This is a genomic window from Bacteroidales bacterium, from assembly GCA_023229505.1.
Taxonomy (GTDB): domain Bacteria; phylum Bacteroidota; class Bacteroidia; order Bacteroidales; family JAGOPY01; genus JAGOPY01.
Window position 1 is genome coordinate 1 of record JALNZD010000035.1, and the last position, 13216, is coordinate 13216.

The following is a 13216-nucleotide window of genomic DNA, read 5'->3' on the forward strand; positions in this document are numbered from 1 at the left end:
GCGATTATTTTTCTTTACAAATCAATTTTCAACCAAATTTGAATTTGCAATCTTCCAAAGTCATATTTTTATCGATAATCAGTATTTTTTCATTTTTAATAAATGTCCCTTTTTAGAGGGGGCTCAATCTTTAAGGTTGAAACAGGTACATGGAATGTCGTCAGTCAAAGAATCCAGGAATTTTGCAGCAATTTCATCATAAAAAAATCTCGTATCCTGCCCGCTGATCTTATAATCTTCGTAATCTTCCTTTAATTTTTTATTCCGGAAAACGTTCTTTTCAAACCAAACCCCGTCGAAAATATACCATTCCCAGATGTTTGTGGCGATCAGGTGTTTAATCTGGCTGTTGTTGTGATCAACTCTTTCCCTGAGGTAATACAGGATCAGTTCTTGAAAAGCTTTGGCATTAGGTTTATCCGGTGAAAGCATTTCCGCTTTATTGCCTGGCCGTTTTACTTCCAGCATAACACCAACCGCCTCGGTAGCAGTTTTTCCGTTATGAATGACAAGGTCTTTCCTATCCTTGGTGTTAATCTCATAATCGCTCTTATACCAGATTTCTTTCAGAAAATCAGCGACGATGTTTTTCAGGTTTTCTTCAGATTCTTTCTCATTAATCCTGCTGAAAAGCCGTTTGAAACCGGTTTTAAAAGATTCCACCTGGTCTCGTCTGAGGCTTGTTTTCCGGTAAGCTTTATTGAGGGATTCCGATGGTTTGAGCAGTTCCAGTTTCATTAGCAATGTTTTGGCCTCTCAAATATAACAATAATAACTCAGCCCGACTTTTTGGAAGATGTTTATCCCCTCCGGGTAATTGGTTGAACTGGTCGATTATTCTGCTACAATACTTGAACCGCTACACGGTAGATGGATTTGCTCGGTTTTTAAAGCAGTAAAGCTGCGGCGGAATGGTGGTACAAAAGGCACGAAAGAAGGAAAATATATATGGCCGGAAGATTCCCGTGCAAACGGGAATCCCATTCATATTCGTATCCGCGTTCTATTTATGAATTCAAAAATCCTTCCTTCTCGCCAGTCGCAGAAATGCCATTACCGGCAGGACCACCCAGAGCATCAGGGCGCAGTAAGCCACCAACATTCCGGTACCGGTGCCTAAAAACTTGCGGAATACCGCCCCGGTATAGCCCATCAGCGCGGAGATATCAAGCTGCAGCATGATCAGGATCCGTGAAAGATCGACCGGGTTGAATAAAGTCATCACCAACGCCAGTTTGTCCTGGGGATATTCTTCGAATAACAGGAGTATCAGCAGGAAAATCCCATCGTAAATCACTGTTAGAAAAAGCCAGATAAAAATGGCAACACCAAAACCTTTTATCGGGCTTTCAAACCGTATTGTTATGAGAAATGCAATGCCGGTGAAAATAAACGTGAGAAAAACGCCGCTTATCAGCAGCACCAAAAAGTTTACAAGCGCTTCGCTGGCCATGATCCCAAAGAATATCAAAGGCAAAGAAGTCCCCAAAATAAAGCTGATGGCAAGGGACAACGACAATCCAAGATATTTTCCCAGAAAAATTGACCTCCTGGGCAAGGGCAGGGCAAGCAAAAGATCGATGAACTCCCTTGAACTGTAATAATACAAAGCTCCAAACAAGGTTCCGATCAGCGGGCAAAGGATCAGAATGATGTTCATCAGGCTGATCACCGTCCTGGGTATATCATAGCTGAAATACAGTAACCCTAAAGTTACCAGGAGGAAGAACAGGAAATAAGCATAGGTCCAGCGGCTCCTGCTCAGGTCATAAAAACTGTATTTCAGCACTTTAAACATGGCCCTGGTTAATTAAGATGCCGGCAATCGCCCTTTCCAGATTTGTGTCGTTGCTCTGCGCTTTAAGATTTTCAACTTTGCCCTGGAAATATATTTTACCCTCCAGGATGAAAATGACTTCATCTGCCAATTCCTCCACGAGGCTGACCATATGCGTGGTAAGCAGGATGGCTTTACCTGCCTCCTTTTTCCTGATCAGCAAATCCTTGAACCTGATAAGCGCCAGGGGATCAAGCCCGACGGTAGGCTCATCAAGGATCAGGTAATGGCAATCGAACATGAAGGCGATCAGGATATTGACTTTCTGGCGCGTCCCGCCGGATAAATAGCGCAGTGGTTTGCCCAGGTAAGGCTCTAATCCGAATAAACTGATCAGTTCGTCATCAAAGGCAGGCTGGTTCCGGATATCTTTCACCATCCTGATCAGCTCTCTCAGCCTGAGGTTTTCCGGAAACCTGGCGATCTGGGGTAAATACCCGATATCACGCCGGTAAAGCCAGTCGCCTTCAATATTCCTGCCCCCAACAGTGATCTCACCCTGCTGTCCTATCACCATCCCTAATATACATTTGATCAGGGTTGTCTTACCGGAGCCGTTTGGCCCCAGCACAGCAGTGATACGAGCGTCCGGCAAATCAATGTCCACGCCTTTCAGAACCCCGGTTTTCCCGTAAGCTTTATGTAAATCCCTGATAATCATTTGAATAATATTTGATGCATCTGCGGGGACCGGTCTTCCAGGGTCTGTGGTGTGATGGCAGGCATTACCTTCTCAGCAAAATTGAGCAAGCCGACGAAAGGGCTTCTCAGCAGGATGATCGACGACGGTACTCTTCCGGTGACCAGGGAAAACAATTTCACCGGTTTATACGGTACATCACCCGATCCATCCCTGTCAAGGTCATAGCCTGTGTAATCACTCCAGAAATTTCCGTCGTAATTATTATAATTTGTTGAATTATTCGTAATCACGTCAAATGTATTCGACTGAAAATTATTGCCCGTGATCACATTATCAGAGCAGCTCCCCAGTATCTTCAATGCCCATCCATTGTTGATGAATTCGTTATTTTCCATCCTGATGCGGTTGGATCCGTCTGCAAAAATACCGACCGTATTTTCATTAAAAGTGTTCCCCCTGATTTCCCCATCGACGATATCTTTGAGAAGAAGTCCATATGCATTGCTTCCCCAGTTTTTTTCAAACAGATTCTCATACATCCTGATATGATGCGAAAACATGACCGCCACACCGGCGCCATTGTCCCTGAAAGTGTTCTTTATATAATCGTCGTTGTTCGAGAACATAAAATGCAGGCCATAACGAAGGTTTTTCTCACTGGTATTTCCCGTGATGGTGCTGTTCTCCACAAATTCGAAATAAATGCCATCCCGGTGCTGGCGGCAGGTATTGCGTTCGACAAGGATATTCTTTGAATACCAGATATGAATGGCATTTCCGGAAGAAAACTCATCCTTCGCCTGGCCTTCGATAAAATTATTCCTGACGATGCAATGATGGGCATTTTTAAGGTAAATGCCAAAAAAGGTATCTATAAGCCTGTTATTTTCTATCCGGCAAAAACCATGATGTTCGACTTTTATCCCGGCAAGGTCCTTGACAAAACTTACCCCGCAATTTTGTACCTGGAAACCTGATAAGTTCACACTATCCGCCAGGATCGTAAAGACTTCATTGGACCCGCCTCCATCAACAACAGGTAAATCAATGCCGATGATGTCCAGTTTTTTATTGATAAGAATATTTCCTTCCTGGTAAAATCCGGCATGTACGATGATGACATCTCCATTTTCAGCTCTACAGACGGCAGTAGTGATATTACTTATCGCTAAATTTGATGCTACAGACAGGGTGTCGGCCAATAATGACTGTTCAGAAAATAAAAGAAAGGTAAGTATGTATAAAAAAGCCTGGGAGCTGGTTTTCATCCGCCTGGAGATTGTCATCATTCTTTCATCCCGGTTATTAATGGAGGTTCCCGAATTCCAGGAGCAGGTTGTCCCAGGAAAATAATACCCCGCCGAATTGTTCCCTGAATGGAAGAGCTTCGCCCTCGTCCTGAAAAGCCGTCAAATACCTCCCCATCGGACTTGGCAGGTTTTTACAGTGCAGCACCTGGCTGGTGCTTGCATCCACCAGTTGTTCAGGATGATTGAATGGGGTCACCAAAACCAGTTTGACATTTTCGTTACTTACTTTATTCCCTTTTAAATACTCTACCAGACATTCGACTGAATCAAACTTGTAAACTTTCCCTTTAGCCGTAACTATCTCTGTTCCATATCTTTTATCCATGATGGTCATTTCGCAATTTACGCAATGATCCTCCCCGTAATTTATTTTTTCGGGTCCTACCGAGCAGGCAACAAAAACCAGGATGACAACAGCTGAAAGGAAGATTTTTTTCATAAAGTCGACTTTCGTTTACCGGTGAAAAATGCAAGAAATCCCATTAACATCGATAATCCATAAAACAGACTTCCCCAATTGGGATAAGAAGAAGCTTTAAAGTTGAGAAGCATTTTCGTCCCGAAAAGCGGTGGTTGATAAGCCATGCCTGGTACTTTAATCGGTGCCGTGGGCGACAGGTTATGGCCATAATCATATTCCCAAAGGTGGAAATCATAAACACCGAGGATCCCCAGGACAACAAACAAGATTCCCCATGTCAGGAACAGCCAACGCTTATTCAGAATCGCGAAAAAGATCGCCAGTACACCCATTCCGGCAATAACAAACGGGAAGTACTTCAGTTCAGGGATTGAATCCGGAACAATGAATTTCATCCCGACATAATGATTCAGGATATTGATATTCTGAAGGGTCCCGGGAGTATCGCCGGTGATCTTGTTAATCCAGATATACATGGCAATACCGCCCGGATATTGCGGCGCAACAAGCGTTATCTTCCAGATAGGAAACAAAAAGAGAAAGATCAGCATGATTGCTGCAAGAACCATTAATAATCGCGGCAGGGCCTTCATTTTTGACAATCATAATGGCTGCCTGTCCCACATGTTTTGCAGGCCAGGCAGCCTGTTTGTTTAATTAAAATCCGTTATTCCGTCGCACCGGTCGACCATTTCAGCGGTACATCAGATCCTTTCGCGGAAACCCTGACATAACCCTGCATTTCCTGGTGCAAAGCAGAACAGAAATCGGTGCAGTAGAACGGAAATACCCCGGGCCTGTCAGGCTCCCAGAGGAGTGTCTCCGTTTGTCCCGGCATAATAAGCAATTCAGCATTCCTGGAACTCTGGATGGCAAATCCATGAGGGACATCCCAGTCCTGCTCCAGGTTTGTCAGATGAAAATAAACTTTATCACCGACCCGGATCCCTTCAATGTTATCCGGGGCAAAATGACTTCTTATGGCAGTCATATAGACCCTGACCACATTCCCTTCGCGGACAACTTTCGTTTCGGCCTCACTTTTAGCAACATAGGGATGATTATTCTCTGACAATAAGAAGAATTGCTTTGATTTTGGCTTTATAAGTTCAGCCGGTATGCCCTGGCCGTAATGCGGCTCGCCGATAGTCGGGAAATCAAGCAGAAGCTGCATCTTATCGCCTGATATATCATAAAGCTGGGCCGCCTGGTTCAATTCCGGACCTGTGGGTAGATAACGGTCTTTTGTTATCTTGTTCAGGGCCAGCATATATTTACCAAAAGGCTTTTTCGAATCGCCTCCGGGGATCATGAGGTGACCGACGGAATAATAACAGGGGATCCGGTCTAAAACTTCCCAGGAACCAACTTTCCATTTCACGACTTCGGAAGAAATAAAGAAAGTAGTATAAGCATTGCCTTTGTCATCGAACTCCGTATGCAGGGGGCCTAATCCGCCGCTTATGACCATTCCGGCCAGCACATCCTCGTATTTAATGACTGGAATCCCCTCGATAGTGGTTTCAAACGACTTGTTTTCAATGGCCTTCAGCATTTTGGTGAATGAGTGGACAGCCATATCGGCAGAAAGTTTACCGGCACCGACGATATATTCACCTGTTGGGTCAATATCCACGCCGTGAGGTGATTTGGGAGTCGGGAGAAAATAGACCATATCCGGGCATTCAGAAGGGATCAGCACCTTGACAGTCTTTTTTTCTTCTGATGTTGCCATGTGTGTTTTATCCTCATAGACATTATGGAAATAGCTTGCCGGCATTTCCCTTGCCTTACCGGCTTTAACATATTCCTCAGCTTTCTTCCAGTTCACGGCGGCGATAAAGTCCTTGTCGTACTGGGAAGCATTGGCTTCCATAAGCGTATTGGCCTGTTCCGTGTTATAGCTGGTAAAGAATGTCCAACCGTGCGATTTACCTTTTCCGGAATGAGCCAGGTCATAACTGAAAGCCGGGAGCAATATCTGGAAGGCAATTTCCATTTTCCCGGTTTCCGGATTGACAGAAATAAAAGAGAGGACCCCTTTGAAATTCTCCTTAAAAGACCCGATCGGGACATCCTTTTGCGGGAAAGGAACGCTGAAACGTGTTCCGGCGACCACATACTCTGTGTTCTCTGTGGTAAATGGTGAACTGTGGTTGCCTCCGCTATTAGGGATTTCAATAATCTCAGCTGTTTCAAATGTTGTCAGGTCCAACCGGGCAATCCTGGGCGTATTGTTTCCATTGATAAACAGCCATCTTCCGTCAGGTATGCCGGCCGTCTGGGATAATTCGGGGTGATGTGCATCATCCCATGATACAAAGCCGAAGGAGGTCTGCAAAAGAGGCTTTGTTTCTTCATTAAAGCCGTATCCTTTTTCCGCATCCACAGAAAAAACGGGGATGACTTTCAGCAATCTCCCGGAAGGCAATCCATATACACTCACCTGTCCGCTGAAACCACCGGACAGGAAGGCATAGAATTCATCCATCTGGCCTGGGGCAACATACACTTTGGAAGCGGCATCACTGCTGCTTTCCCCAAGGTTGCGTCCCCCATGTTTTGGCTGGCAGGACCAGAGTAAACCTACCATTATAGTGCTGAAAAATAGAATTGATTTGATTTTCATATTATTTAGGTTATTGGTTATTAGTTAGCGGTTATTAGTCATTGGTTATTAGTCATTAGTTAGTTGTAGGGTTCACCGGCCGGTGAACCCTACAGGTGAATCCACTGCCGACTGTCAACTGTCAACTCCTACTTCAACGTCCTGAAATACTCCAGCACCTTCCTGGCTTGTTCTGCAGTCAGGTGTTGATTGGCCATGGGTGCCAGGTTATACTCGACCAGGAGCTTTTTGGCTATCGGGTCTGATTTTACCATTTCTTCCGGGTTAAGGATCATGTTCATGATCCATTCCGGTGAGCGGCGGTCCAATATACCTTTTGGTGCCGGTCCGACGAACTTATCCTGGGGTTTGTGGCAGGCCAGGCACTTTTCCTTGTAGATCTGCTCACCTTCCGCGGCCATTGTTGGGTTGATTTCCTCCAGTAAAATCTTCCTGACCGGGCCGATACCTTTGTTATTCATCGGGTCACCCGGATTTGTTTGTGCTGCCTGTGCTGGTTTTTCTGTTCCGCCTGATTGCTTTTGCTCACCTGTTCCTCCGCAATTGTACAGAAAAATTACGCTAAGCAGTAAAACCAGGACTCTTGCAACTTTTTTCATTTTGAATTAGATTTATAAATACTAGTAATTTATTGAGCTATAAAGATATAAAACAAACTTAGAAAATACAAGTATGCTAGATTGTAACAATTGTTACAAAGGAGGATTTTTTTATCGATGAATTAAAGCGAGGGGTTAGACCTCATACCACATTCAACCCCCTTTCTGGTTCTCATAATCCAGCACCTCATTATTAATAAAATCGAGCTTAACGCCGGCCATCCGGAACATTTCTTCCGATTCCGCTCCGGCGTGATAGCGGTTCTGGCACACCACCCTTTCGATGCCGCAGTTAATGATGAGCATGGCGCAAGTCCGGCAGGGGGTCATGCGGCAATAAAGGGTCCCGCCTTCGAGCGCCATCCCCCGGCGGGCAGCCTGGCAGATAGCGTTTTGCTCGGCATGCACGGTGCGGACACAGTGCTGGGTAACAGAACCATCGTCATGCACTACCTTTTTTATCAGGTGACCGACGTCATCACAATGAGGGAGGCCTTTCGGAGAGCCGACGTAGCCTGTAACCAGCACCTGGCGGTCACGCACGATCACGCAGCCGCTGCGGCCACGGTCGCAGGTGGCCCGCTTCGCAGCTGCATGCGCTAAATCGAGGAAATATTCGTCCCAGGTAGGCCTGATATGTTTCTTTTCAGTCATCTAAAGTCTTGTTTTGAATTTCTTTTAAAACCTTTTCAACCTGATGGTTCAATTGTTCTATAGTTCCATTGTTAATGAGATGGTAATCGGCCATTTCCATACACCTGGCAATATTCTGGGCATTAGGATCGGCGGAGTTCATTTCGCGCTGTTCGTTATCCAGGAAAGTCTGATAGGAGATATTATCGGTTTCCGATTGCCGCAGACTGATCCTTCCGTAACGGATCATCGGGTCGGCATCTGTGGCAATAAGATAGAATCCGTCTTTCTTGCGGAGGGAATAAACTTCGCCAGGCGTCCGGATGCTTTCGATCACGCCATTCTGTCCAAGGGCCAGGGCTTTTTCATACAACCGGTCGATTATGTAAGAAGGGGAATTGTTTTTACGCAGGTCGTTAGCTACGAGTACCATCGAATCCCGGTTCACGACCATCCCGCGCCGGATGATCTCTTCGGCGATGAATGCCCGCACGGAGAAATGGGCAAAGCCTTTTTCCTTTGTAAGAAAATCTACGATCGCTCCCTTTCCTGCTCCCAGTGTCCCGGTAATTCCTATGATAAGCATAAACAGATTATTGCCGGAACAAACTTATGAAATATTATAGTGATTTTACCATGCCGAATATTAACTAACTTTGATTTCTTTTATACCACTATCTTATGCTGAAGGAAAACTTTTCCCGTTACCTGACAGACAGCATCAATAAAAACTGGGACTACCGCGCCCTTACGGATTACCAAGGGGAAACCTATCATTACCATGATGTAGCTGGACATATCGTCAGGATCCACCAATTCTTTCATGACGCCGGCATCAAACCGGGCGACAAGATAGCCATGATCGGGAAGAACTCGGCCCGCTGGGGAATCCTGTATATCACTACGGTCACCTATGGCGCCGTTATCGTGCCAATATTGCCCGACTTCAAGCCCGATGATCTGCAGCAAATTGTCGATCATTCCAATGCAATCCTTCTCTTTGCCGAGGATGCCATCTATGAAAAACTCGATCCGGAAAAGATGCCCAAAGTGACTTGTGTTATTTCAATATCAAGCCTCTCCCTTCTTAAAAGTTCGGATCAAATCCTTTCGGTTTATAAAAAAAATGATCTTAGTTCAATAACTGCCTCTTTCTATAAAGACGGGGAGAAACTCCGCATGGCCGAAATTCCCGGTGATCACCTGGCTGTTCTGAGCTACACGTCAGGCACGACCGGTTTTACCAAAGGGGTGATGCTGCCCCATAACAGCCTGGCCGCCAATATCCGCTTTGCCCATGAACACATGCCACTAAACCCCGGCGACAGAATCGTGTCTTTTCTTCCGCTGGCGCATACTTTCGGTGCTGCATTCGAATTCCTGTTCCCTTTCACGCTCGGTTGTGATATCACCATCCTGACAAAAACACCTTCACCACAGGTCATTATCAAAGCATTCCAGGAGGTAAAGCCATCACTGATCCTCTCTGTACCACTGGTGATCGAGAAAATTTACAAAAAACAAGTGCTTCCAGTCATCAGCAAGCCGTACATGAAGATCCTGCTTGCCATCCCGGGCATCAACAATATCATTCTTAAAAAGATAAGGGAAAAACTCACCGCTGTTTTTGGCGGCAACTTCAGGGAACTGGTCATCGGCGGAGCGCCTTTTAATGCGGAAGCAGAAGAATTCTTCCGTAAAATGAAGTTTCCTTTTACAATCGGTTATGGTATGACGGAGTGCGGCCCGCTGATCAGCTATGTCGGATGGAAAGAATCAAGGACAGGATCAGCCGGAAAGACTGTCGACACGTTGGAATTAAAGATCGATTCCCCGAATCCGGAGACAACATCGGGAGAAATCATGGTCAAAGGGGACAACGTGATGCTGGGCTATTACAAGAATGTCAAGGCCACTGCTGAAATGCTCGATGATGATGGTTGGCTTCATACGGGCGACCTGGGAAGGCTTGATAGTGAAGGGTACCTCTTTATCCGCGGAAGGATAAAAAGTGTGATCCTCGGTTCCAATGGCAAAAATATATATCCTGAAGCGATTGAATCTCATTTCAACAACAAATACCTTGTGGCGGAATCGTTGGTGGTGCAGCGCAACGACAATCTGGTTGCACTGATCTATCCCGATTTTGAAGAGATGGTAAAGGTTGCGATGATGGAAAAAGACCTGACAGCTCTATACGATCATCACCTGAAAGTGGTCAACCACAGCCTGCCTGGATATATGAACGTATCACGCGTAGAAATCTATCCGAAAGAATTCCAGAAAACACCGAAAAGGAGCATCAAGCGGTTTATATATAGTTAATAACGCTTCGCCCGCATTTACGGCATTTTCCTTTAGCATCCAGCCCTTTTTTATAAGTCGAATAACCGATGCGGTCGATAAGGTGTGCCCCGCAATCCGGGCAGGTGGTGATGCGGCCTTCGTCGGCAGCCACATTGCCAAGGTAAACATAATGGAGATAATGGGTGGCAAGTTCATACAACTGCAGCAATTTCGGGAGCGGGGTAGCCTTATTTTCCATCTCAAAATTCGGAAAATAACGCGAAAGATGCAGTGGGGTTTCCGGACCAAGTTCCCCGCCGATCCATTTAACCATCTCCTCGAACTGATCTTCCTGGTCATTCAAACCGGTTATCACCAGGTGGGTAAGCTCAAGGTGGCGGCCGTACTTTTTGATCATGAGAATGGAATCTTTGACCGGTTGAAGCCGGGCGGAAGTTACCCGTTTGTAAAAATCATCCGTAAAAGCCTTCAGGTCGATATTGAAAGCATCCATATAATCCAGGAGCTCAGCTAACGGGCTGGCGTTGATATAACCATTCGAGACCATTACATTGCGCAAACCTGCTTCTTTGGATTTCCTGGCGATATCAAGCATGAACTCGAACCAGACAATGGGCTCATTGTAGGTATAAGCTATCCCGATATTGTCCTGGCGTTCTTTAGCCATCCGGATGAGCTCTTCAACAGTAACCGGCTTGAGATAAGGGTAATCTTCGGCACAGGTCTGGGAGATCTCCCAGTTCTGGCAAAACTTACACCGCAGGTTGCAGCCCACTGATCCAACCGAAAGGATCATGCTTCCCGGGTAAAAATGATACAAAGGTTTTTTTTCGATGGGGTCAAACCGAAGGCAACACGCTTTGCCATAAGTTTCGGTCACCAGCGTCCCGCCTTCGTTCTTCCTTACGCGGCATATCCCTGTTTTTCCGTCGGCCAGCACACACATATGCGGGCAAAGGGTACATTTTACCTTATTGTTTTGGAGTTGAATCGAATAAGATGCAGGATGCATGGAAAAAGTGTTTTAAAACATGGCTAAGTTAAACAATTCCAATATTCAGAGAAACACCAGCGACTATTTACTTTCTTCTTTGATATCCCTGATCCATTTTTCAATAGAAACAGGCTGGTAGCGTGATAACTTATTCAATAATTCTTCCGGCTTTTCTTCTACAATCAGGTTATTCCGGTGTTCATGCCGTAAGAATCCCTCATTTGCCGTATGGGTAAAAAATTTCAGTAAGTGGTCGAAATAATGCTCCAGGTTCAAGATACCAATGGGTTTATCGGTAAGTCGCAGCTGGTTGTAGGTAATCACCTCGGCCAGTTCGTCAAAGGTGCCGAATCCGCCCGGCATAGCGATAAAGGCATCTGACAGCTCAACCATTAAGGTTTTCCGTTCGCTCATGCTTTCTACGATATGCATCTTCGTGAGGCCCTGGTGGGCCACTTCGTTTTCCACCAGCCTCCTTGGCATGATGCCAATTACTTCACCCCCGCCGGCCAGGACGGTATCAGCCAAAACCTTCATTAATCCTACATTTGCACCGCCGTAAATGAGTTGAATCCTCCTTTTAAGGAGGATACCACCCAATTCTATCGCTCCCTGTCGGTATCCGGGACGGATCCCCATGCTTGAGCCACAAAAGACACCTACAGATTTCATAGTTTGATTTTGCCGGAAAGTTAATAAAAAAAAGCCCCGGATTTCGTACTTAATTTAAACCCGTTCTAACTATTCAAAAATCCAAATAACTAAAACAAAAAACCTTATTTTTGGCCTCTCATTTCCGAAAGATGAACACGCTTTATCCGCTGAAATTCAAGCCTGTATTTGACGACCGCGTCTGGGGGGGGGATAAAATCCGTACCCAAATGGGATTGGATTTTGCTCCCAAGGACCGATGTGCGGAGGCCTGGATTTTATCGGGATATGAAGGGAAGCAAACGACCGTTAGTAATGGATTCCTCATCGGAAATGAGCTCAATGAACTGGTCGAAATTTATATGGATGACCTGATCGGTGGAAAAGTCTTTGAGACTTCAGGTGACGTTTTCCCCTTGCTCATCAAGTTTATCGATGCCCGCGAATGGCTGTCCATACAGGTTCATCCCGGTGATGACCTTGCCAGGAAAAGAAACCAGACCAACGGCAAGACCGAAATGTGGTATGTGATCGATGCTGACAAAGGCGCCCAATTGATCAGCGGTTTCAATAAAAAAGTTTCGCAAAAACAATACCTTGATCATCTTCAAAATAAAACCTTACCTGGTATCCTGAATTACGAAAAAGTAAAAACCGGAGATGTGTTTTTCATGCCGGCAGGCCGGATACATAGCCTTGGGCCGGGTATATTACTGACCGAAATCCAGCAGACTTCCGATGCCACCTACCGGATTTACGACTGGGACCGGCTGGATGCCAATGGTAAAGGACGGGAACTGCATACTCAGCTTGCGCTGGCTGCTATCGACTTGAACCATTATTCTGAATATAAAACCGGGTACAAAGAGCGGCTCAACGAAACAGTCAACCTGGTTACCTGTCCATATTTCACTACAAACCTTCTTGAATTGGCACAGCCTTTGAGAAAAAACTATGAAGAACTCGATTCTTTCGTGATCTATATTTGCATGGAGGGCAGCATGATACTAAGATATGGGAATGATGAGAAAATTGGTGTAATGAAAGGAGAAGTTATCCTGATCCCTGCTATTCTGGGCCAGGTTGGAATTTACCCGGATAAAAAAGTAAAATTATTAGAAGTGTTTATAAAATAAATTTTAGTAATGATAATTTTACCACATATGTTATCACGCAAAGAATACGCAAAGAA

14 protein-coding genes are annotated in these 13216 nt (G+C 45.3%); 2 read left to right on the plus strand and 12 right to left on the minus strand.

Annotated features, from left to right (window positions below; all coding sequences use genetic code 11):
- Positions 1-123: 123 nt before the first annotated feature.
- From M0Q51_12195 to M0Q51_12240, 10 genes are all read right to left on the minus strand, one after another.
- Positions 124-738, minus strand: a complete 615-nt coding sequence (locus M0Q51_12195) for a hypothetical protein (GenBank protein MCK9400738.1) — start codon at positions 736-738, stop codon at positions 124-126.
- Positions 739-1015: 277 nt separating this feature from the next.
- Complete coding sequence (locus tag M0Q51_12200) at positions 1016-1798, minus strand: ABC transporter permease subunit (protein ID MCK9400739.1); 783 nt, start codon at positions 1796-1798, stop codon at positions 1016-1018.
- On the minus strand, positions 1791-2498 hold the full coding sequence (locus M0Q51_12205) for an ABC transporter ATP-binding protein (protein ID MCK9400740.1): 708 nt from the start codon (positions 2496-2498) through the stop codon (positions 1791-1793). Before M0Q51_12205 ends, M0Q51_12200 begins: the two co-directional genes overlap by 8 nt.
- On the minus strand, positions 2495-3769 hold the full coding sequence (locus M0Q51_12210) for a nitrous oxide reductase family maturation protein NosD (GenBank protein ID MCK9400741.1): 1275 nt from the start codon (positions 3767-3769) through the stop codon (positions 2495-2497). The genes M0Q51_12205 and M0Q51_12210 overlap by 4 nt, the downstream gene beginning before the upstream one ends.
- Positions 3770-3785: 16 nt before the next feature.
- A complete protein-coding gene (locus M0Q51_12215) occupies positions 3786-4229 on the minus strand; it encodes a nitrous oxide reductase accessory protein NosL (GenBank protein MCK9400742.1) in 444 nt (147 codons plus the stop codon).
- Positions 4226-4804, minus strand: coding sequence for a hypothetical protein (locus M0Q51_12220; GenBank protein MCK9400743.1), 579 nt, complete (start codon positions 4802-4804; stop codon positions 4226-4228). Before M0Q51_12220 ends, M0Q51_12215 begins: the two co-directional genes overlap by 4 nt.
- Before the next feature lie 74 nt (positions 4805-4878).
- Positions 4879-6840 (minus strand): Sec-dependent nitrous-oxide reductase, encoded by a 1962-nt coding sequence (gene nosZ / locus M0Q51_12225; protein ID MCK9400744.1) that lies wholly within the window; start codon positions 6838-6840, stop codon positions 4879-4881.
- Positions 6841-6968: 128 nt separating this feature from the next.
- Positions 6969-7439: a cytochrome c gene (locus tag M0Q51_12230; GenBank protein MCK9400745.1), complete on the minus strand. Its 471-nt coding sequence runs from the start codon at positions 7437-7439 to the stop codon at positions 6969-6971.
- A gap of 153 nt (positions 7440-7592) precedes the next feature.
- Positions 7593-8093 carry a cytidine/deoxycytidylate deaminase family protein gene (locus M0Q51_12235; GenBank protein MCK9400746.1) on the minus strand — a complete coding sequence of 167 codons (501 nt, stop codon included), beginning with the start codon at positions 8091-8093 and terminating at the stop codon, positions 7593-7595.
- Positions 8086-8658: an AAA family ATPase gene (locus M0Q51_12240; GenBank protein ID MCK9400747.1), complete on the minus strand. Its 573-nt coding sequence runs from the start codon at positions 8656-8658 to the stop codon at positions 8086-8088. The genes M0Q51_12235 and M0Q51_12240 overlap by 8 nt, the downstream gene beginning before the upstream one ends.
- Positions 8659-8753: 95 nt before the next feature.
- Between M0Q51_12240 and M0Q51_12245 the strand changes: the two genes are divergently transcribed.
- Positions 8754-10397, plus strand: coding sequence for an AMP-binding protein (locus M0Q51_12245; GenBank protein MCK9400748.1), 1644 nt, complete (start codon positions 8754-8756; stop codon positions 10395-10397).
- Here M0Q51_12245 and amrS read toward each other — a convergent pair.
- Both amrS and M0Q51_12255 read right to left on the minus strand, forming a co-directional pair.
- The gene (gene amrS, locus M0Q51_12250; GenBank protein MCK9400749.1) at positions 10384-11391 is read right to left on the minus strand and encodes an AmmeMemoRadiSam system radical SAM enzyme; all 1008 of its coding nucleotides are present in this window, start codon (positions 11389-11391) and stop codon (positions 10384-10386) included. The two genes, M0Q51_12245 and amrS, sit on opposite strands and share 14 nt — an antisense overlap.
- Before the next feature lie 63 nt (positions 11392-11454).
- Positions 11455-12045 carry a TIGR00730 family Rossman fold protein gene (locus M0Q51_12255; protein ID MCK9400750.1) on the minus strand — a complete coding sequence of 197 codons (591 nt, stop codon included), beginning with the start codon at positions 12043-12045 and terminating at the stop codon, positions 11455-11457.
- 131 nt (positions 12046-12176) lie between these two features.
- Between M0Q51_12255 and M0Q51_12260 the strand changes: the two genes are divergently transcribed.
- Positions 12177-13160, plus strand: coding sequence for a class I mannose-6-phosphate isomerase (locus M0Q51_12260; GenBank protein ID MCK9400751.1), 984 nt, complete (start codon positions 12177-12179; stop codon positions 13158-13160).
- The last annotated feature ends 56 nt before the right edge of the window (positions 13161-13216 follow it).